The organism is Komarekiella delphini-convector SJRDD-AB1, assembly GCF_014831675.1.
GTDB lineage: Bacteria > Cyanobacteriota > Cyanobacteriia > Cyanobacteriales > Nostocaceae > Komarekiella.
Genome location: NZ_VJXY01000006.1, coordinates 185,503 through 205,243, shown reverse-complemented (window position 1 = coordinate 205,243; position 19,741 = coordinate 185,503). Strand labels below are relative to the sequence as shown.

Below are 19,741 nucleotides of genomic sequence, written 5' to 3'. Positions count from 1 at the left end.
AAACAGCCTGCGTTTCTACAAATTTATCCGGAGAATGGCGTTTAACCTGAGAACATTTAATTGGTAGATGCACCCTGATAACTCACTCCCCTAGTTGGCTAACACCGACTGGGGGTTTTTTTATACTTGTTTTCCCTGTAACAAGTCTGTCATCACCACTCTTGTCATCATGGTTAGTACATTTTGAATGTCCTGTTGTCAGCCAAGAGCGCAAACTGCTCACTCATTTCCTAAATCGCTTTCCTAATATTGTGAGCCAGAGATGCCAACCAAAAATGATTGCTGTGATATTTAATCACATTCTTAATTTTTTTTCTATATTTTGGCGTTAAACTACTTAACTCTCATTGTTTAGTCTTGCAGCAATATACTAGTGTTCATGGTCTATGCTAAAATACTTTGCCTAAAGCCAAGAGATTGACCAGTCCATGAATTTAGCTGTGATTAAGTTCTCTTCAGAAGAGTGCGGCATCTGCCACAAAATGTCCTTTTATGACAAAAAGGTGGCTGAGGAATTAGGTTTGCAGTTTATCGATGTAAAAATGCAGGATACGGCTGCTTACCGCAAGTATCGCAAGATATTACTAACTCAGTATCCTGATAAATCCGAAATGGGATGGCCTACCTACATTATCTGTGATTCTCCAGAAGCAGAATTTCAGATTGTGGGTGAAGTAAAAGGAGGTCATCCCAAAGGCGAATTTAGAAGTCGTCTACAAGAGGTTCTGAATTCTACAGTTAGTCAGAACTAATCACCTCAAAGGATTTGACTTCTAGGACGGGGCCAATCATGGCGATTGTCATGACATCTTCACGTACCTGTCCTTTAACTTTTGCTTTTTGTCCAGCTTTAAGTAAGTTCTTGTCAGCACCCTTGAGGATTTCGTAGGTAACGCCCTCGTCGGTGAGTAATGCCCATGTGCCTGTGCCAATGTCACGGCGTTCAATTGTTCCTGTAACTGTAATGCTCATAAAAAGTGCTGAGTGCTGTTAGCGGATAGCTATGGTTTAGCCCGTGCTGAGTACTGAGTGCTAAGTGAGGAGTGCTGAAGCGCGGATAGCTATAGTTTAGCCAGTGCTGAGTGAGGAGTTAGAATTTCTCTTCCCTGCTCCTCGGTCACTGAGCGTAGCCGTTCGCGTAGCATCCCGCAGGGAAGTGCTGCTCCCCTTCTTCTTTTATGCTGATTGCCCGTTATTTTTCAATGCTAAACGAGCAAGTCCGTAACAAAGTAAGGCATTGACTATGAGAAAGACGCGTGCTATGTTACCACTTCCTAATCCCCAAACTGCCGGGTCGTAAACTGCGCTTACTGTCAAACATGCAGCTATACCTAGGGTTGAACCAATTGCAAACCACTTCCAACTGGAATTTCCTAGCAGCAATGCCATTAACACAATGGGAATTAGCACGCTGGCAAATAGAGGATTAAAAGCATCAGTTCCCTGAAGCGTATTGCCTAATTCGGGAATTGAACTACCCAAAACTCGGAAAGGCCACTGGGGAAGGTCGAAGATATAGATTCCCTTGAGAAAAAATAATCCAGAACTGCCAGCAATTAAGCCACTGGATAACGGCCAACTCCAAGAGAAGGGGAAGTAAACCCGTAAAAACCAAGCCAGTAGGTAGGAACCAACTACCATTAAAACCTTGGGTATTAGTGCTACTGCACCACCATCAATCCAAAAGCCGGGGTTAAGATAGCCGTTATCTCGTAACCACCTAAAGAAATCTGGGAAACTGATTTGCCCTCCAAAGGCTAATTTGACTGCTGCTTCTGCATTGAGTTGTCCAGCGCCATAATAGTTCAAACCATCATCTTGGATAACTCGCGCTGACTGTTTGAGGACTTTTAAAATTTCATCTGGTTCTTTGATTCCAGCGGCTTTGATTAATGCTGTAACACCAGCAACGTGAGGGGAAGCCATGCTTGTACCCTGAAAGCCAAGAAACACTCCTTCACCTTCTTCGTTGATAGTTTCTTGCAGAATCTTACCAGCTTCACTGCCACCCGGAGCAGAGATATCCACCCCTGCACCAAAATTAGAATAGGGTGCTCTTTCTCCGTCTGGGCCAAATGCTGAAACGCCAATGACGTGGGGATAACGGGCTGGATAGCTTGCCCCATTAGTGTTTTCATTCCCAGCTGCGGCAACGATCGCTACACCTTTTCTATGAGCATACTCGATCGCTTGCTTCATTAACTGACTCTCACCACCACCACCCAAGCTCATATTAATCACATCTGCGCCTTTATCCGCAGCAAACTTAATCGCTTCGGCGATATCGGCAACTGTACCACCGCCATAGGAACTGAGTACCTTCAAAGGCATCAGATTGGCTTCGTAGGCTATTCCAGCTACGCCATATTTGTTATTAGTGGCTTGGGCTATAGTTCCAGCAACATGAGTTCCGTGTCCGTTGTCGTCTTTAGCTTCTTCTTTGTCGTTAACAAAGTCATAGCCTTTGACGAATTTTGTCTCATACAAGTCCCGCACACGCGTAATTCCGGTGTCAATCACAGCAACGGTGATGCCGCTGCCTTTAGTTTGACTCCATGCGCCTTCAACGCCAATTTTGTGCAGGTTCCACTGCTTGCTGTAATACTGGTCATTAGGCCCAACTAACGAGGGATTTGCTTCGTCTGCTTGCGGGCGTAAAAATTCTCCCAACCAAGCGGTTTTACCGGGATTGGGAATCTTGTAGATATAATTTGGCTCGATTAATTCTGTAATTTGGGCGAATGGAGATTTTTTTAGTTTTTTGAGTCGCTGGCGATCGCCCTCGATAATATATACATTATCCTTCGCCGAAAATTTGTTGTCTAATTGGGGTGTAACGTTATATTGTTTAGCGATCGCTTGGAGATTTTGCTGCACTACTTCTTGGGGAATATCTTCCCGAAAATCGAGCAAAATCGTCTCAAATTCGCCTTTAGCTGTTAGTCCCTGAAAATTCAGGAAACCAAATATGGCAGCTCCCAACCCAATGACAAACAAGCACAATAATATAAGTCTTCTCATATTAACTCATCACCGCTTTTTGCCAGTTTGTTCACTACCATAACTTAATCTCCGTTTCTTTTTGATGTATTTTGCGCTTTAGTTACAATATTCACTCAGGACTCAGGACTTTTTTAAACAATGGAACGAGGTCTTTTGTGGTTGCCGCTGTTAGCAATGTTTTTCTGGTTGGCTTGGCAAGGCTCGAAAGAGTATCAAAAAGTTGAAGCCTACCGCACTTGGGCAGAGCAATTTGAACGGGCTAAGTATGATATTTATTCAGTATTGGGTCAAAAAGGTAACAATATTACTTGGGGAAAACCCACTCCAAAAGGCCCGATTAAGCTAGAAACATTCTCTTTGCTTGACGTTCAAAAAACCCGTCTATTGGTAGATGGCAAGCCAGTAGATTTAGAAAATATACCTGAAAAAGGTCGGGTTATTGAGTTAGAATTTGTGTTTACCGAACCTGCTAACTCAGTGCGTATTCCGTTTACAGAAATCCCTTTAGCAGCGGAATGGGGCAAGTATTTACAAAGAGCATTGCAATTGCGATCGGAACAAAATCAGTAGTTAATAGTCATTAGTTATGTAGAGACGCGAAATTTTGCGTCTCTACAAAGCCCAAAATTTATTTTAAGGCTTGAACTAGCAGTAAGTGATAGCCTAAAATCAGAAAATTTTACCATTTTCGGCTTGAATCTCTGTATCACCAAAGTGCTGTCTACAAAACATAGATTTGGTGCTATCAAAACTATTTTATTTTTAATACAGCAGATTTCAGGTAGATGAAGTACATAAATAAAACCCGAAACCTTGTAGAAACGTTACATGTAACGTCTCTCTACGTGTGATTCGTGAAAATGCCAACTGCTGTATTTAGAGATTTTGAATATATTAACTATTCCAAAAAACATTAAAAATTAGAAATTTTATCAATAGATTTTGTAGTTATTTTTGTGAGTTTCAAAAAGACTAGCTCTTTTTAAAGGGTAATATTTATTATGAAACGAATTATTCCAATATTTGGGATTGTTTTGATGCTTAGCGCCTGTGTCTCAAGCGTTAAAAGTTTTTCTCAAACTACTAATGATGTCAACTCTCAAGCGGAAAACTGCCCAAAAGCTACAGTCGTTTCTTTAGCTGTCCCCAATAAAAATGAAAGCTTTTATGACAACTTTAATTATCATATCCGCAATATTGTAGCCGATGCTGATCAAGTAAAGTTTCAGGCTTTAAAGCAAGACTTTGTTTTTTGCCGGAGTAACAACACTTGGACAGTACAACCTGGAACTTTACCCAAAGAGTTGCAGCCGCAAAGTAACTATGTGGCATTTGCACAAGATTTAGTAAATCCTAAGTTCAAAAATCTTGATTTTCAAGGTAAAACTTATCAGTATCGAGTCGTCAGAGAGCCACAATTCTCTTTGGGGGAAAACAACAATATATCAAGATCAGTTGAACCAAAGCCAGCCGATGACAAAGTTGTTTTTGAGCTAGTTACTCCTAAGAGTAAAAAGCCACAGAAAAAAACGCTATATACTCTCAATGATTTGCAAGACGTAGCAGTAAAAGCGGGATATTCGGCAACAGGAAATCAACTGGGGTTTCCCCAAATTACAGCATCCGTAATTTATCAGAATCGTATTTGGTGGTCAGTTGCTTTTGAGCAAGGTGAAGGTAACAACGGCATTGCGACTATTATTAGTTATGACCCACAAAATGATAAATTTACGCTCATTCAACCAGAAGAACTTTGGTTTACACAAATTACTGATTTAGCCATAACTGGAGATGCAAATAATCCTACTTTTTGGATGGGTACTAATATTAGTGGAGAAGGTAATTTTTACATTCCTGCTAAAGGTTTAGTTGCTTATCGTCCCAATTTAAAAAACCTAAATTCTGGTTATTTGACTTCCTACACTGTTCACAATAGTCCGTTGATTGGTGCAATTCCTGACAAACTCAGGTTGGAAAACGATAAGCTTTGGGTTAGTACCGCTAACGGTGTTTGTCAAGTTAATTGGCAAGCTGCTGATAATCCTGAGAGTTGGTATTGTTGGCGATTTACAGCAATGACTAAATTCCCATCAGAGGGTTTACCGCTTTATAGCCAATTGACTAATAAAACTCCTGCTGTATCTTTATCTAACAACGGTGAGAAAACTGTAGAAGTGTTGTGGTGGAGTCCTATTGACTTCCAGACTCAAAAGGGACGCTATGAAGTGAGATATCCTCAAGGCTTCACAGTGAAACTGGATGAAGGTGCAAGTTTTTACGAGTTTAAGCGTTCTTTGCCGCCAGGAAAACCTGCTGTTAATTGGCCTGGTTTTGAATGGCATTGGAATGGTAATCGCTTTGTGCGAGGATTGGATGAGGTTTCTCTAAATTTAGTTGGCAATGGCCCTCAAGGCATTGGTTCTAGTCAATCAGCGGAACCTCCCATCAATTGGAATGCCATGCGTGGCGATTTAGAGTTACTTCAACTTTCTCCAAAATCAACCAGCGTAAAATATTACTCTGGTTGGGTTGATGAAGCCAAGCTTCAACCCTACTTAACGGTTGTACCGCAAGAAAAACCGCAAAACCCACAACCAAATCCTTTGGAAGCTATCATCAAGCAACTACCGTCTGGCAAGTAATTTTCACTTATGAACGCTCAAACAATATCCAGAGTGCCTGTTGCTTTAACTATTGCTGGCTCAGATAGTGGTGGCGGTGCGGGAATTCAAGCTGATTTACGCACCTTTGCCTTTCACTGTGTCCACGGTACTAGCGCTATAACTTGCGTTACGGCACAAAACACTTTAGGGGTAGCGCGGGTTGATGCGATGCCAATCGAGGCTGTTGTAGCGCAAATTCGAGCAGTGGTTGAGGATATTGGCGTGCAAGCTGCAAAAACGGGAATGTTACTTAACCAGGAAATTATCTCTGCTGTTGCCGAGCAGGTAGAAGCTTTACAAATCGATAATTTAGTGGTTGATCCTGTGATGGTATCACGCGCAGGGGCACAATTGATTGATGATGACGCTGTGCAAACGCTTCGTAATGCTTTGATTCCCAAGGCAGCTATTGTTACGCCAAATCGTTATGAAGCCCAAATTCTTAGCGGTTTACAGATTCATTCTCTAGACGATATGCAATCTGCTGCCCAAATCATTCACCAAAATTTAGGTGTGAAAGCTGTTTTAGTTAAAGGTGGAGGGATGCAGGGAAATTTACGTGGTGTTGATATCTGGTTTGATGGGCAAAAGCTCGAAACTTTGACAACAAAATTAGTAGAGACAAAAAATACTCATGGTACTGGTTGTACCCTATCTGCTGCGATCGCTGCTAATCTGGCGATGGGAAAAAACTTGTGGCAAGCAGTACAACAGGCAAAAGAGTATGTTACAACTGCACTCACTTACGCCCTAGACATTGGCAAAGGGCAAGGCCCCGTAGGACACTTCTTCCCATTGTTACGAAATTAACTTATTGATTCAGTTATCAGTTATCAAACTGTTTACTGTTCACTGACTACAGACCATATCCCAAAAAAACTTTGCTCTCTGGGAATTTTTCTATTATTCTTGGGCATAGTTTCAGGGCTAACTTAATAGTCTGTTAGCATCTCTGTACGATCTAATAACCTTGATTTTTAATACCAAGCCCCCGATGCGAGCAACCACAGGTTCCGTTCACCGGAATTCATCAATACCGACCACTCAAGCCTACCGTCCCTCTGTACCACTATCTGTATACCGAGAATTGTCAACTGAGTTGCAAGCAACACAGGCAAGGTTAAATGCACTCACTGCCCAAAATCAGCAACTAGCACAAGAAAATCAACTACTGCGCCAAGAAATTACCAAAGTCGTTCAATCTTTTTTACACTTGCAAAACTATGTAGATTCCCATACTACGCCCAGTTATCACCAAGCTAATCATACTTCTGGCGACGTGAAAAGTGCAGCCAAGTCACCAACTGAAGCACGTCAACGTCAGCAGGTTTCGCGTCCACGTCCACCCGTAACGCCGAAAGTACCTCCCGGAAAAAGCCGTCGCAAGAACTTCTCTGTACCTGGTGTGGAAATGGGTTTCCCGATGCCAGAACCAGTCTTTATAGAGGAGCAACAAGTACGCTACTATCCCATTGCTGAGCCAGAAGTAAAAGAACTAAGTGGCTGGTGGTTAGTAATCACCATTGTATTAATTATGCTTACCGCTTTTGGTGCTGGGTATTTGGTGGTGCGTCCCCTGTTTGAACATCAAAATCGTTAGTTGACACTCCCACAGTCAGCAACAGTGAGCTTTTGGACTACCTGGTAATTTTTCTCTAATATCTGAGCATATCTACTTAGCAGCGGAATTTATTTATTTTTAAGTTACAAAACACACATAAAAAATGCTAATTTGACTGCAACTCCCTCATGTTAGAACCTTAAGGTTTATCCAATGAATCAATCCTTGCTGTTTTTTATGTCGGAAGTAGTCAGACAAAGCGTTTACATTATTTTAAAAAAGTGGCAATTATTACATATGTTTTAGGAAAAGCGCTGCTAGTTACAGCTTCAGACAGCGGATCTGGTTAGATATATAAACGAACCTAGTAGAAGTCAGGAGTTAAGACATGAAAAAAGTAGAAGCTATTATCCGCCCATTTAAGCTGGATGAAGTGAAAATTGCCTTGGTCAATGCTGGTATTGTCGGCATGACTGTTTCTGAAGTCCGGGGTTTTGGACGGCAGAAAGGTCAAACTGAACGGTATCGTGGTTCTGAGTACACCGTTGAGTTTCTGCAAAAACTCAAAGTAGAAATTGTCGTTGACGATAATCAAGTTGATATGGTGGTAGACAAGATTATCGCCGCTGCTCGGACTGGCGAAATCGGCGATGGCAAAATTTTCATCTCGCCTGTTGAGCAAGTGATTCGGATTCGTACTGGCGAAAAGAACACAGAAGCAGTTTAAGTACTGAGTACTGAGTGGCTAGATGGTGGCGTTGCTGAATAGTGAGATGAACCGAAAGTGCTAACTCTCAGATAGTTTTTCATTTCTTAAATCAGCAACGTCTCCTATTGATTTGGGAATAATCGCGAAACAAGTAAAAACTTGCAATAAGAGTTTCTTACTTAGTCACTATGCAGTTGATTTAGTTGAATGTAATTTATTATTCGTGAGTTCACTATTAAGCAATGCCGAAAATATTAATTCTCCGATAGTTTTTTATTCCTGAAATTTAGTAAAGCCAGATGGTGGCTTATATTCACCCTGACTCAGAACTAAGTACTGTATCCAGTTGAGGAAGTAAAGCTGTGAAAGCCTTACCCCGATGACTAATTGACCTCTTCAACTCTCGTGTCATCTCAGCAAAGGTCAATTGCTTCTCTGGAACATAAAAAATTGGATCGTAGCCGAAACCACCATTACCACGGGGTGCATGAAGAATTTCGCCAGCACAAACACCTTCAGCTTGTAATACGATCGCACCATCAGGACTAGCGATCGCCACTACACAAACAAATTGGGCTTGCCGATTTTCTGCGTCGCCTAGCTCCCGCAATACCCTAGCAATGCGTTCTGAGTCAGTTTCGCCATAACGTGCAGAATATACCCCTGGTGCGCCATCGAGAGCATCTACTTGCAAACCAGAATCATCGGCGATCGCCCACTGTCCTGTTGCTTGTGCAACTTGGGAAGCTTTAAGACAAGCATTGGCTGTAAAGGTGTCGCCTGTCTCTTCAATTTCTAATTCTTCAGGTTTGAGAGTTAATTCCCAACCAGAATTTTCCAGGTAAGCTTGCATTTCCCGCAATTTACCTGGATTTCCTGTTGCTACTACGAGTAGTTTGGTCATTGGTCAAGATTCATGGGTCAATGGTCAAGAGTCAAGGAGCAAGAAAACTCTGGACTTTGGACTCTTGACTCTTGACTAATTTTACTTTTACTCTGCCCAGTGTTTTGCCCAAGCAAGAGTTTGATGCACTTGTTCGAGTGTAGGGGCTTCACAGTAAAGGCGTAAAACTGGTTCAGTACCGCTAAATCTAATCATTAACCAGCTTTTGTCAGCTAGACGGTACTTGTAGCCGTCAATTGTTTGACAATCAATCACTGCTTTACCTGCAATTTCTGTTAAGGGTTGGGTTTGCAGTTGTTGCAAAAGACGCGATCGCACTTCCATACTTGCTAAAGGCAAATCAATGCGATCATACGCTGAGCTAAACCCTGTTTGTTTCTGCAAGTGACGATAATACTCACCTAAATCTAACCCCGATTCGACGATCGCTTCTAGTACGTACAATGCTGATAGCAGTGCATCGCGTTCAGGAATATGGCTACCGTAACCAATCCCTCCCGATTCTTCGCCGCCTAGTAATACCTCTGCTGCTAACATTCTGTCAGCAATGTATTTATAACCGACTGCTGTCTCAAATACTGACAAATTATGTAGTGATGCGACAAGGGGCATTAAATCAGAACCACTGACAGTTTTAACTATTTCACCCTTGAAGCCGCGCCGCAGAGTTAAGTGGTCGATTAATATCGGTATTAACACTTGGGAACTCAAGAAGTTAGCTTCTCCGTCCACAGCGGCGATGCGATCGCAATCCCCGTCAAATACTAACCCCACTACTAAACCTGATTTATCTGTTTCTCGGTGAGTTTTAATGACTTCAAATAAACGCGAAAGGTATTTAGGCAAGGGTTCCGGCGCACCCCCACCAAATAAGGGGTCACGTTCGCTGTTGATTTCTTTGACTTGATCGCCCAGTAATTTTGGTAGTCCGCCAGCAGCAGCGCCATGCATGACATCAGCGAATAAAGTTAGTTTGCCAGAGGCGATCGCCTCCCGAATCTTGGCAATATCAACTTTACGTTCTAATGCTTCGGTATAGCTAGGCCAAGGATCGAATTTCTCTTGCTTACCTGGGGTAGCTGTTGGTGAAACTCCCTCTGACAACAGCGCTTCTATCTCTTTAGTAACTTCTGGCGGTACAGAGCCACCAAAAGAACCTTTGACTTTTAAACCCAAATATGTACCTGGATTATGACTTGCGGTAATTACTAACGCCCCTAAAGCATTAAGTTGCTTTGCTGCCCAGCTAAATGCTGGAGTTGGGGCAAAGGTTTCGCTGAGCAAAACATCAAATCCGATAGCAGTAACAGTATCGGCAACAGCACGAGCAAAGTCTTCCGCCATAAATCGGCGATCATAACCGACAATAATCGTCCGGCTACCGACCGTAGAGTAATATGTATTATATAATACTTGTGCTGCGACTGGCGCGACCAGGGCTAGACGTTCAAAGGTGAATTCATCACCAATAATGCCCCGCCAGCCGTCTGTACCAAACTTGATTGAGTTAGCTACAACTGGCATCTAAGTATCCTAACTGTCTACTTGAAGATTTTAGCATTTATACAGGGTGCAATGTAAAAAAAAGATATAGTAAAAATATGTACGGATAAGATTAGGCTGTTTTGAAACGAAAATAAGCAGATTTGTGCAATATTTAAGTGCGATCGCCTGGTAAATGCAAGTTTATTGTAATATTTAGTGTATTCATGTATGCTGTATTTTAATTAGTATAAATAGTTAATGTATGTCGGCTCATAGCTACATAGTAGTCGTCAGCATTAATTGTGCAAAGGGTCGCCGCTCTGAGAAGATGACAAGAGGTCTGAAGTGATTAACTAATGAAGATTTAGATTTATCCAAAATTTGTTATTTAATAGGACTTTGGGATCAAATAACAGGCATAGTCGAACAATTAAACTGAGATGATCTTAATGATTTGTTATTGTAAGCGATCACTACACCTATAAAAACTTTAACAATTCCAAAACTCCTTTTTTGTATAATTGCTCTTTTCTATCATGTGATGAGATGCCTATGCACTTAAACATAGAGCAGCTTATCGCCAAACATGGCATCTCTAAAATAATTTATATAGTAAATATTAATAATCCTTAATAGTATCTACTATTAAGGATTGTTGACTAGAGCAAAAGATGCTTACAAACCTAATTGTTCCTTAGAAATCATCAAGAAACTGGCTAAGGCGACTGATGACAGGGTCAACCTCTTGAGGAGGGGTAGCAGCAGTATAAGAAGTATTATTTGCTATTGATACATCTGATACTGATTGACTTGAGGACTGAATAATTGATCGCTCGTTGACAATGAGCGCCAATTGTGCAACTTGTTGACTAAGTTGCATCATATGGCGTTCCATCGCCTCCAAACGATTGGATTCCTTGGCAAAAAAACGTTCTTCAAGGCCAGCCACTTGACGTTGCAGTTCACCGATTTGTTGTTCAACCGATGCTGTTGCTGCGGTTTTTGAACCAGGTCTTCCAGATTCCGGTACACATAAAGATTGCCAAAGGGCTTCTTTACAGAGGTCACTGAAAGTCTTGTCGGGTTGTTTTTCTAAATGGCTTTCTACTTGTGCTAACAAGCTTTCATCAGCAACCCCTGGGTTGAACGTGACGGATTTAACTACCTTTTTTGACCATTGGAACATCAGTTTTATGCCCTAGCAGCGCGAACGGCGGACAATTGCGCCTCTCCATAAATATACTGCCCCAAGGCGTTAGCTTGCCTAGAAGGTGCGGCTAGATGGGCATTAATCTTTGCCTCCTTGAGCAGACGTTGAACGTCTTCCCAGAAGAATTCACCACCTCCTCCAGTGAGAATCACGTCAGTGACGCGCTCTGGCAACCAGGCTAGCACGCGGCTACAGATTTCACGAGAAAACATCTCTGTGAGGTTGGGGAGAAAATCATCCAGATTGGCGGGCTTGCTAGCGCCTTTAGGACGATAAAAACGCTCTCCCCTGGGTTTATTAACAGCGGAAATCAATGCTAAAGATTGACTATCTGCTCCTTGGATTTCGGCAGCTACCAGTTCATAAAACTTGTTCATTCCGAAGTCTTCACTCTTAGAAGCACCTCGTGCAAAGCGAAAGTTATCTACCATCAAAAGATCGACGGTTTGATGCCCAATATCGACGATCGCCACCGATATTTTCGTAAAATCGGGAACGGTAGTGCTCTTTTTCGGTTGAGCTTCAGACCACAGTAGGCTGCCGTAGCCTTCTGGCATTACCCATACCTTATTGACGTTCAAAGACACAGATTCGCCTCGGAAGTTCAATACATGAGGGCCACCAACTTGGCTGATTAATTGTGCTTTTTCCTTTTCAAACTGCTCCAACGAGAGGAAAGGTAGACCAAGTACAACAGAAATCTCATCTTTGAGTTTGAAGTAGCCAGCACATGCCAAGACTTTTACTAGTGCAGCCTCTACCTTAGATTGTCCGACTCCTAGATTCGCTCCAAAATCGGCTGCCAGCTGACCTACAGCATATCCATTGCCTTGATATTCCAGCCACAAATCCATTAGAGGGTCAGTAGCCCTAGCTTCAAAAACGCCCCCACGCACCTGTTCTATCGACATTTGCTTGACGTTGGCAGGTATAAACACCACACTATTAGGTTCGCGACTTACACAAGTCTTTGTCGAAGTTCTGCCTAAATCAACACTGAGAATAGTTTTCCCGGAACCGATGCCGCCGCCTGGCTTGGGAGTATTAACAGCATTTATGGGAGTAGACGCCGATACTCTATTCATTGGTATAGCTGCGGCATTCATTGGGGTAGCGGCGGAAGGTTGGTCTGTCATGAAAGCTCCTAGTCTGAACTTAACTGTAAAAAGTTGTCAATGCTCATCTTACAAAAATGCGAGCAACCAGAAATTTTTGGTTGCGTCAAGTGTAGCTAGAAACACGCCAAAAATTAATTTAGGCGATACCTTCTCTGCGAGACGCTGCTTCGTAGCTTGCTTCCCCATTCGAGCAGCGTTCCGTAGGGAAGGAATACAGTGGATGTCAACACGCATTTAGTATTATTTGGCATAGTGTATGCGAATTTTGGCCGGATGTAACCCCTGCCTTCAAAGCAAAAGCGGCTGTGTTTCATCTTCTAATACGTTTTAACTGGCGCTTGAGTATCCAAGCAACAAATACTAGAACCAGACTCCCAAGCACGATTTTAGATACCGGAGCAAGGTACTTATCCACAAGTTCATACTGACTACCTAATACGTACCCTGAGTATGTTAGCAAACCTACCCAGATAGCGCTACCTAGGGTTGTATAAAATAAGAACGGCAGCAAGTGCATATTGGTGATACCTGCTGGAACGGAAATCAAGGTACGGATTCCTGGCACAAGCCGACCAATAAGTACTGCTTTGTTGCCTCGTCTATCAAACCAGCGCGTTGCCTTGGCAATATCTTTGCTGGATATAGCTAGCCATCTGCCGTACTTATCAGCCCAGGCTTTCAAACGTTCTTCACCTAAGAATTTACCTGGATAGTACCAAATTAATGCCCCCAGCACAGAACCTACCAGCCCCGCCAAAAATACGCCAATGATATTGAGCTTGTCTGGAGTTGCTCGTGCTGTAAATCCTGCCAGTGGCATAATCAATTCTGAAGGGATGGGGGGAAAGAGGTTCTCTACGAACATCAGCAGGGCGATTCCCAAATAACCCATGTAGTTGATAGTATTGGTTATCCATTCAAGCATCGAAACAATTCCTAAAATTGTTGCACTAATTTTATTGTTAAATTCAGTGTTAGCTTTCGTAAAAGTTAATCATCCACGCTTGTTAGAGTCAAAGTAACTTAGCTGCAATCAAATTGGCATTGACCTCAGACATAGAGGAAGGAAGTGGAAAGGTAGTTTTAGTTTCAAAACTTAGATCCCCCTTAGCCCACTTCATTAAAAAGGCTAGGGGGGATCTAACATACAGAAAATTTGAAAATATACTCCAGAGTTTTTCTGAGACTGGAGTTATGGGAGAGGAAAGTAGATAGCGACTATGTTTCTCCATCTTTCCATCTTCCCTTTCTTTTTTAGACTGTCGGCGTCAACGATTGTACTCTCTGTTCCGATTGCCAGTCTAATGGATTCCAAACTCGATCTTCCAAAGCCATCTGCTCAATTAAACTTGCCAATCTGAGAGCTTTAAGAGCTTGCTCACCACCCACTGAGGGTTGATTGCCACCATGTACGCAGTTGACAAAATGTTCTAACTCTGCACTTAGAGGTTGAATGTTACTGGTGTAGACTTTTTCAATCACACCATCCTGCCTGTAAAGTACTTGTCGGTGGTCGTTCAGAGAATTAGCTGTTGTTTGTCGGTGAATCAAAATTTCATTTTTGAGAAAATCTGCTTCAGTAAATGAGTTTTTACAATGGGCGACAATCCGGCGGATTTTTCGGTGAGTTACTTTACTGGCAGTTAAAGTAGCGACAATGCCATTAGCAAATCCCAAAGTGGCAGTGACGTAATCTAAATAACCAGAGTCTAGGGCACGAGAACCGCTAGCTGTTAATTTTACTACTGGGGAGGCGGCTAATTCTAAAAGCAGATCAATGTCGTGGATCATTAAATCCAACACAACCGACACATCATTTGCCCGATCTGAGTAAGGACTCATCCGATGAGCTTCCAGCGCCAGCAGTTCCTCAGTTTTCAGCACTTGGCTCAGTTCCCTAAATGCTGGATTGAAACGCTCAATATGACCTACTTGCAGGATACACTGAGATTCAGCTGCGGCATTTACCAGGGATTCTGCCTCAGAAATACTTGCAGCGATCGGTTTTTCAACTAAAACATGAATTCCTGCCAAAAGACAGTTAATGCCTACAGCGTAGTGCAGGCGAGTTGGAACGGCTACGCAAACTGCTTCCACAAGGGGCAGCAAATCACAATAGTCTTCAAAAAAACGCACTTTGTACTTACTGGCGGTTTCTAACCCCCGCTCGACGTTGATATCTGCCACTCCGACCAGTTCAACATCTTTCATTGAACTGAGCACGCGAGCGTGATGTTGTCCCATGTTACCCACTCCAATCACGCCTATGCGGATCGGTCGTGGCTGGTTGCGCTGTGTATATGGATTCGGTTCTGCCACTGACATGCTATCTTGCACTATTATTCTCTCCTCAACCACCAAATTTAGAGACGCTACGGTCGTTGGCGTTTATACTTAAACGGCCAGTTGTGATCCGTCTAAAACCATCCAGATGGTAACATAGAGGCTCTGTTTATGAAGAATTTCAAAGTTTGCGATCAGTTCCCGCAATCTGACTGTCTTTTGTATAAACAAGTCAAGATTAAGCAATTTTTTGTATGAAGTACAAAAACTAGATGTCTCTTTATTAACTTTTAAAAGTACGTAATACCTCAGGGAAAATTTTCTAAATTTATACTCACTAAAAGTTTTATATTTAACTTTTCTTTAGTTGAAAGTTAGATAATTAATTGCCAGACTCAATATTCAATTAACACTATTTAGAATGGAGAAATTGTTTGTTAGTAAAATCACAAAACAATCAAAATAACACACCGAAATCAGTTTATACAGTGAGCTTGTATGATGAATGGCCGCGGTTAATACCTAAAATTATTCTTGCATAATTATTTGCAGTATCCAGCGATTGCCCAAGGTGCAGTGGCAAAGATAATCGCACCACATTTTGAGAGAAACTTGTATAGATAGTTTCCTTGATTAATACTAGTTTTAAAGCGTCTTTAGCATTAGTTTTCGGCATTTTCTTGAAGTGTGATTGAGCGATTTTAAATCCAAAATTGAAAACTGAGATGAAAGCTGTAATTCTGTTGTCGGGTGGATTAGACTCTTCCACAATTTTGTACAAAGCGAAAGCTGATGGCTGTGAATGCCATGCTATTTCCTTTGATTACCAGCAGCGACATCGGCGAGAGTTACAGTCAGCCCTTCTCGTTGCTCAAAAAGCTGGAGTCGTAAAACATCAGGTAGTTAATTTTGACTTACGGCAATGGGGTGGATCTGCACTTACAGACGACGCTATTGATTTACCCCAGGAGCGTTCCCTAGATGAAATGTCTCAAAATATTCCTGTTACCTATGTGCCTGCTCGTAATACTATATTCTTAAGCTTTGCTCTTGGCTACGCCGAGGCGATCGCTGCTGAACGTGTCTATATAGGTGTTAACGCTTTAGACTACTCTGGATACCCTGACTGTCGTCCCGACTATATCCAAGCAATGCAAGAAGTTTTTCGTCTGGGAACCAAACAAGGGCGTGAAGGACAACCAATAAGTATTGTTGCACCCCTAATAAATCTGAAAAAAACCGAAATTATCCAATTGGGCAACCAATTGGGCGTCCCCTGGGAACTCACTTGGTCTTGCTATGCCGGTGGTGATATCGCTTGTGGTGTCTGTGATTCTTGCCGCTTACGATTAGCAGCTTTTGCCGAATTGCAGTTAAAAGACCCGCTTCCCTATGCTTGAGTGATGAGTGATGAGTATGAACTTCCCCTATTCCCCTACTCTCGCACTCTCGCACTCCCCACTCACCCAAGCTCCTACCTCCTAACTCCTGTCTCCTTTCTCCTCCAAACGTCGCAATTGAATTTGGTGCAGACGTGGCCCAACAACAGACATCACAGTAAATTCGAGATTTTCATAGAATAACGTTTCGCCTTTGGCGGGAATTTTCTGCAACTGGTAGAGCAAAAAACCTCCCAATGTCTGGTATTCTCTCGTCAAAGGCAAATTGAGATGCAAAACTTCGTTGAGGTCTTCGAGGTTAATCTGCGCTTGTACCAAAAATTTCTGCTCATCTAACATCTGGATTAGCAAGTCATCGCTGCTTTCTGGTTCACTAGCATCGCCAATGATTTCAGCAATAACGTCTTTGATTGTCACCAGTCCCACAGTACCGCCAAATTCATTTACTACCATGACCATAGCTGATTTCTCTTGCTGCATCATTGGCAAAAGTTCACTCAAGGACGTGTGTTCTGGTACAAACTGAGCGGGACGCATCCAAGGTTGGATCTGTGTTTCTAAAGATAACTTTCCTACAGCAAGAGGTTTTGCCAGATCTTTAAAGTAGACAATACCACAAATGTTATCTAAAGATTCACCAATCACAGGATAGCGGGAGTGACCAGTAGAAGCCATTTCTGTGAGTAATGTCTGGAAAGTAGCGTCTTTTGGCAGTGCTACAATGCTGGTGCGAGGAATCATTACAGCTTGCGCTGTTACATCGCTAAACTCAAAGACATTATTGAGCAGTTCTCGCTCTGAGAGTTCTAAACCAGTAGATTCGCGTTCTGTAGAAATAATCAGTTGCAATTCTTCTGGAGTAACAGGTGGTCTCCAGCTTTGACCTGTGTATTGGATGCCAAAAATTCGTAATAGACAGCGGGTTGATTGGTTAAGAATCCAAATGAATGGTCTAAAAAAACGTACGATCGCTTTTACTGAAGGCCCCAGAAACCGAGCCAGCTCTTCTGAGTAGAGCATAGCTAACGATTTGGGGCATAGTTCTCCTAAAACAATTTGCAAATAAGCAATTAAAAAAAAGGCGATCGGAATTGATAAAGAATGAGCCATGAAGGTACTCATTCCACTGGGTAAAGGCAAGGATTTTAGCCATGCATCCACCAGCACGACAATAGTACTTTCTCCAATCCATCCCAACGCCAAACTAGAGAGGGTGATTCCTAACTGGGTTGTAGATAGCAGTCTATCAATACTGCGTTGCAGTGTTTCGACAGCGATCGCTGGGATATCACCAGCCTCAACTAGCTGGTGAATGCGCGATCGCCGCACACTCACCATCGAAAACTCTGCCGTTACAAAAAAGGCATTTATCGCAATCAACAGTAGCACCGACAACAATCGCAGCCCCACATCTGTCCAAATCAATCTAGGAAAACCACTCACTACAAAAGCTCGTGTAATACTCACGCCCCATTGAGAGGGATTGGGTATTGGGTATTAGGGATTGGATATTGAGTATTGGATATTGGGTATTGATTATTTATTCACCTTGTCACCCAGTCCCCAGTTCCCAGTTCCCAGTCCCCAGTTCCCAGTTCCCAGTCCCCAGTTCCCAGTCCCCAGTTCCCAGTCCCCAGTCCCCAGTCCCCAGTCCCCAGTCCCCAGACTCCTACTTTTCTACAGGAATATCTGATACCTCTAGCTTCAATTTTTGAGCAGGATAATCAGTTAGAGCAAGTGATACCTTCTTTACATCATCTAATAAAGCTGTGGGAATACTCACTGTACCTGAAAATGTTGGCCCATTTAAAGGCAATTCTGCTGGTAAACCCTCTGTACTAGCACTCAGAGTTCGCCCTTTGTCATCTGTGACATCCAAAAAACTGTACAAGAAGCGTACAGAATCAGTACCTTTATTCTGCATTTTTACTTTCAGCAGTAAATCACCGCCAGAGTAGCGAGCAGATTGTACAGAGAGTGTGACGCCTTCACTCTGGGCGGTAATCGGAAAACCAGGTTGAAGTTTTTCTTCAGTCACTTCTGGAGGTTTTTCCTCTGGTTTTTGCTTGCTGCTATTAGTTTCTTCATCATCTTCCTCTAGGTTTTCTGATTTAGCAGCTTTGGTCTTACCTTCAATTCGCGCCTTGACAATTTTCAGGATCTCTTGCTCTTTTAATAGCGCTAACCCTCCTTGTTGAGAGTTAGTCTTGCTGCTAGCAAATTTAGTTGCGGGGCGACCGTCTGGTGTGGTAATACCTTTGAGTGCTGAACTCCCTATATTAAATCCTAAAAACGCACTCACAGAACCAGCTCCCAACATCAGGGTTAATAAAATCAATGTAAGAAGTACAGTGGAATTTAGTTTCATCGCTGACAAGCTATTGCAAAAGAATGCTGGTCTACTTAAGAGTATTGAAGCTGTTACCTCAATCCTTCAAGGAACTTAATAAATATTAGTTTGCACTATTTCATTATTAAATTATGTAGTATAAAAATATAGCAAATTATTTTCGAGTATTTACAAGCTACAAAATCATGCTAAAATAATAAAATTGGGTTATTAGTTGTGTGAAGTACCATACTCACAATAGGGTTAACTTAAAAATTTAGGTAAATCAATTTATACTAACCTAGAACCCAACAAAGCAAGCGCCTTTGGCCGATTGGGGAGGCAGCGAACTCATAATTCGCCTTCAGGCTGGTTCGATTCCAGCAGGGCGCACTAACTAAATTATAAAAAGCAATCCATTATTTAACTCCAATGATGGTTGTGACGAAACAATACTAAATTCTATTGAACATTAACATTCTTAGTCTCTAAAGAAAAACTAAATTTGGTAATTTAGTCATTAGTTGCTGACAAATGACAAAGACTAATGACTAAACCCTAGGACGTTATCGAGGTGGTAAAGTTTCAAACCGAAATTCAGTCCCGACTTTGAGTTTGTTGGTATTCAAGCGAGGAGACATCAACAGAGATGTGTCGTAAGGATTTGGTAAATCGGGGGTACGAATATATGGATCATTGCCAACTTGCTGAGTAAGGACATCGTGATAGACAGTATTAACCAATTCAGCATCTCGGGCAATTTCATTTTCTGGGAAAGAATTTCGGAAACCCGAACCAGGGCCAAGAAACGAATCTAGCTGACGCCTGAGACTACCGTTGTCGTAGAAATTGCGATCGTGTCGAAAAAAAGCTCGTTCAAATACATCATTCGTAGTTTCATAATTGGGTGTTTCCGTCTGAGCAGATGCAACAGAGGGAAAAGCAATACCAACAGTTAGTACCAATAAACCACTCAGGGTTTTTAATTTTATACCCATGTTCTTTACTCCTCAATTTATGGGTGAATCTTAACTTATGCTTAATTTCAGAACTCTTATGAGTTCAACCTTTGGTGT

The 19,741-nt window shown here is 42.2% G+C and carries 18 protein-coding genes and 1 tRNA gene; 8 read left to right on the top strand and 11 right to left on the bottom strand.

Annotated features, from left to right (window positions below; genetic code table 11):
* The first annotated feature begins 428 nt into the window (after nucleotides 1–428).
* Complete coding sequence (locus FNW02_RS08300) at nucleotides 429–752, top strand: thioredoxin family protein (protein ID WP_162395087.1); 324 nt, start codon at nucleotides 429–431, stop codon at nucleotides 750–752.
* Here the strand turns inward: FNW02_RS08300 and FNW02_RS08295 are convergent.
* Together FNW02_RS08295 and FNW02_RS08290 are read right to left on the bottom strand one after the other, a co-directional pair.
* Entirely contained in the window at nucleotides 739–972 is a 234-nt protein-coding gene (locus FNW02_RS08295) for a hypothetical protein (RefSeq protein ID WP_191757065.1), read from the bottom strand. The genes FNW02_RS08300 and FNW02_RS08295 overlap by 14 nt on opposite strands.
* 204 nt (nucleotides 973–1,176) lie before the next feature.
* Nucleotides 1,177–3,021, bottom strand: a complete 1,845-nt coding sequence (locus tag FNW02_RS08290; RefSeq protein ID WP_191757064.1) for a S8 family peptidase — start codon at nucleotides 3,019–3,021, stop codon at nucleotides 1,177–1,179.
* Between the two features lie 120 nt (nucleotides 3,022–3,141).
* Between FNW02_RS08290 and FNW02_RS08285 the strand changes: the two genes are divergently transcribed.
* The 5 genes from FNW02_RS08285 (at nucleotide 3,142) to FNW02_RS08265 (ending at nucleotide 7,954) form a co-directional block, all read left to right on the top strand.
* Complete coding sequence (locus FNW02_RS08285) at nucleotides 3,142–3,573, top strand: hypothetical protein (RefSeq protein WP_191757063.1); 432 nt, start codon at nucleotides 3,142–3,144, stop codon at nucleotides 3,571–3,573.
* 431 nt (nucleotides 3,574–4,004) lie between these two features.
* The gene (locus tag FNW02_RS08280; protein ID WP_191757062.1) at nucleotides 4,005–5,645 is read left to right on the top strand and encodes a hypothetical protein; all 1,641 of its coding nucleotides are present in this window, start codon (nucleotides 4,005–4,007) and stop codon (nucleotides 5,643–5,645) included.
* Between the two features lie 9 nt (nucleotides 5,646–5,654).
* The gene (thiD, locus tag FNW02_RS08275) at nucleotides 5,655–6,476 is read left to right on the top strand and encodes a bifunctional hydroxymethylpyrimidine kinase/phosphomethylpyrimidine kinase (RefSeq protein WP_191757061.1); all 822 of its coding nucleotides are present in this window, start codon (nucleotides 5,655–5,657) and stop codon (nucleotides 6,474–6,476) included.
* 184 nt (nucleotides 6,477–6,660) lie between these two features.
* Nucleotides 6,661–7,266: a bZIP transcription factor gene (locus tag FNW02_RS08270; RefSeq protein WP_191757060.1), complete on the top strand. Its 606-nt coding sequence runs from the start codon at nucleotides 6,661–6,663 to the stop codon at nucleotides 7,264–7,266.
* 349 nt (nucleotides 7,267–7,615) lie between these two features.
* Complete coding sequence (locus tag FNW02_RS08265; RefSeq protein WP_012410794.1) at nucleotides 7,616–7,954, top strand: P-II family nitrogen regulator; 339 nt, start codon at nucleotides 7,616–7,618, stop codon at nucleotides 7,952–7,954.
* 295 nt (nucleotides 7,955–8,249) lie between these two features.
* Here FNW02_RS08265 and rdgB read toward each other — a convergent pair whose 3' ends face one another.
* From rdgB to FNW02_RS08235, 6 genes are all read right to left on the bottom strand, one after another.
* A complete protein-coding gene (gene rdgB, locus FNW02_RS08260; protein ID WP_191757059.1) occupies nucleotides 8,250–8,840 on the bottom strand; it encodes an RdgB/HAM1 family non-canonical purine NTP pyrophosphatase in 591 nt (196 codons plus the stop codon).
* A gap of 87 nt (nucleotides 8,841–8,927) precedes the next feature.
* On the bottom strand, nucleotides 8,928–10,364 hold the full coding sequence (locus FNW02_RS08255; protein WP_191757058.1) for a phosphoglucomutase/phosphomannomutase family protein: 1,437 nt from the start codon (nucleotides 10,362–10,364) through the stop codon (nucleotides 8,928–8,930).
* A gap of 655 nt (nucleotides 10,365–11,019) precedes the next feature.
* Entirely contained in the window at nucleotides 11,020–11,511 is a 492-nt protein-coding gene (gene fcmC / locus FNW02_RS08250) for a filament morphology membrane protein FcmC (protein WP_191757057.1), read from the bottom strand.
* A gap of 5 nt (nucleotides 11,512–11,516) precedes the next feature.
* On the bottom strand, nucleotides 11,517–12,671 hold the full coding sequence (gene fcmB, locus FNW02_RS08245; protein ID WP_191757056.1) for a filament morphology actin-like protein FcmB: 1,155 nt from the start codon (nucleotides 12,669–12,671) through the stop codon (nucleotides 11,517–11,519).
* A 292-nt stretch (nucleotides 12,672–12,963) separates the two neighbouring features.
* Entirely contained in the window at nucleotides 12,964–13,578 is a 615-nt protein-coding gene (locus FNW02_RS08240; RefSeq protein WP_191757055.1) for a DedA family protein, read from the bottom strand.
* A 329-nt stretch (nucleotides 13,579–13,907) separates the two neighbouring features.
* Nucleotides 13,908–14,990 (bottom strand): Gfo/Idh/MocA family oxidoreductase, encoded by a 1,083-nt coding sequence (locus FNW02_RS08235; RefSeq protein WP_191757054.1) that lies wholly within the window; start codon nucleotides 14,988–14,990, stop codon nucleotides 13,908–13,910.
* Nucleotides 14,991–15,661: 671 nt separating this feature from the next.
* Between FNW02_RS08235 and queC the strand changes: the two genes are divergently transcribed.
* Nucleotides 15,662–16,336 (top strand): 7-cyano-7-deazaguanine synthase QueC, encoded by a 675-nt coding sequence (gene queC, locus FNW02_RS08230; protein WP_191757053.1) that lies wholly within the window; start codon nucleotides 15,662–15,664, stop codon nucleotides 16,334–16,336.
* An 81-nt stretch (nucleotides 16,337–16,417) separates the two neighbouring features.
* On the opposite strand, the gene FNW02_RS08225 is transcribed toward queC, so the two are convergent.
* Nucleotides 16,418–17,803 (bottom strand): hemolysin family protein, encoded by a 1,386-nt coding sequence (locus FNW02_RS08225; RefSeq protein WP_431356799.1) that lies wholly within the window; start codon nucleotides 17,801–17,803, stop codon nucleotides 16,418–16,420.
* A 202-nt stretch (nucleotides 17,804–18,005) separates the two neighbouring features.
* On the bottom strand, nucleotides 18,006–18,704 hold the full coding sequence (locus tag FNW02_RS08220; RefSeq protein ID WP_191757052.1) for a hypothetical protein: 699 nt from the start codon (nucleotides 18,702–18,704) through the stop codon (nucleotides 18,006–18,008).
* Between the two features lie 281 nt (nucleotides 18,705–18,985).
* On the opposite strand from FNW02_RS08220, the gene FNW02_RS08215 reads away from it, so the two are divergent.
* Nucleotides 18,986–19,058, top strand: a tRNA-Ile gene (locus tag FNW02_RS08215).
* Between the two features lie 173 nt (nucleotides 19,059–19,231).
* Here the strand turns inward: FNW02_RS08215 and FNW02_RS08210 are convergent.
* Nucleotides 19,232–19,663: a hypothetical protein gene (locus FNW02_RS08210; protein WP_191757051.1), complete on the bottom strand. Its 432-nt coding sequence runs from the start codon at nucleotides 19,661–19,663 to the stop codon at nucleotides 19,232–19,234.
* Nucleotides 19,664–19,741 lie beyond the last annotated feature (78 nt).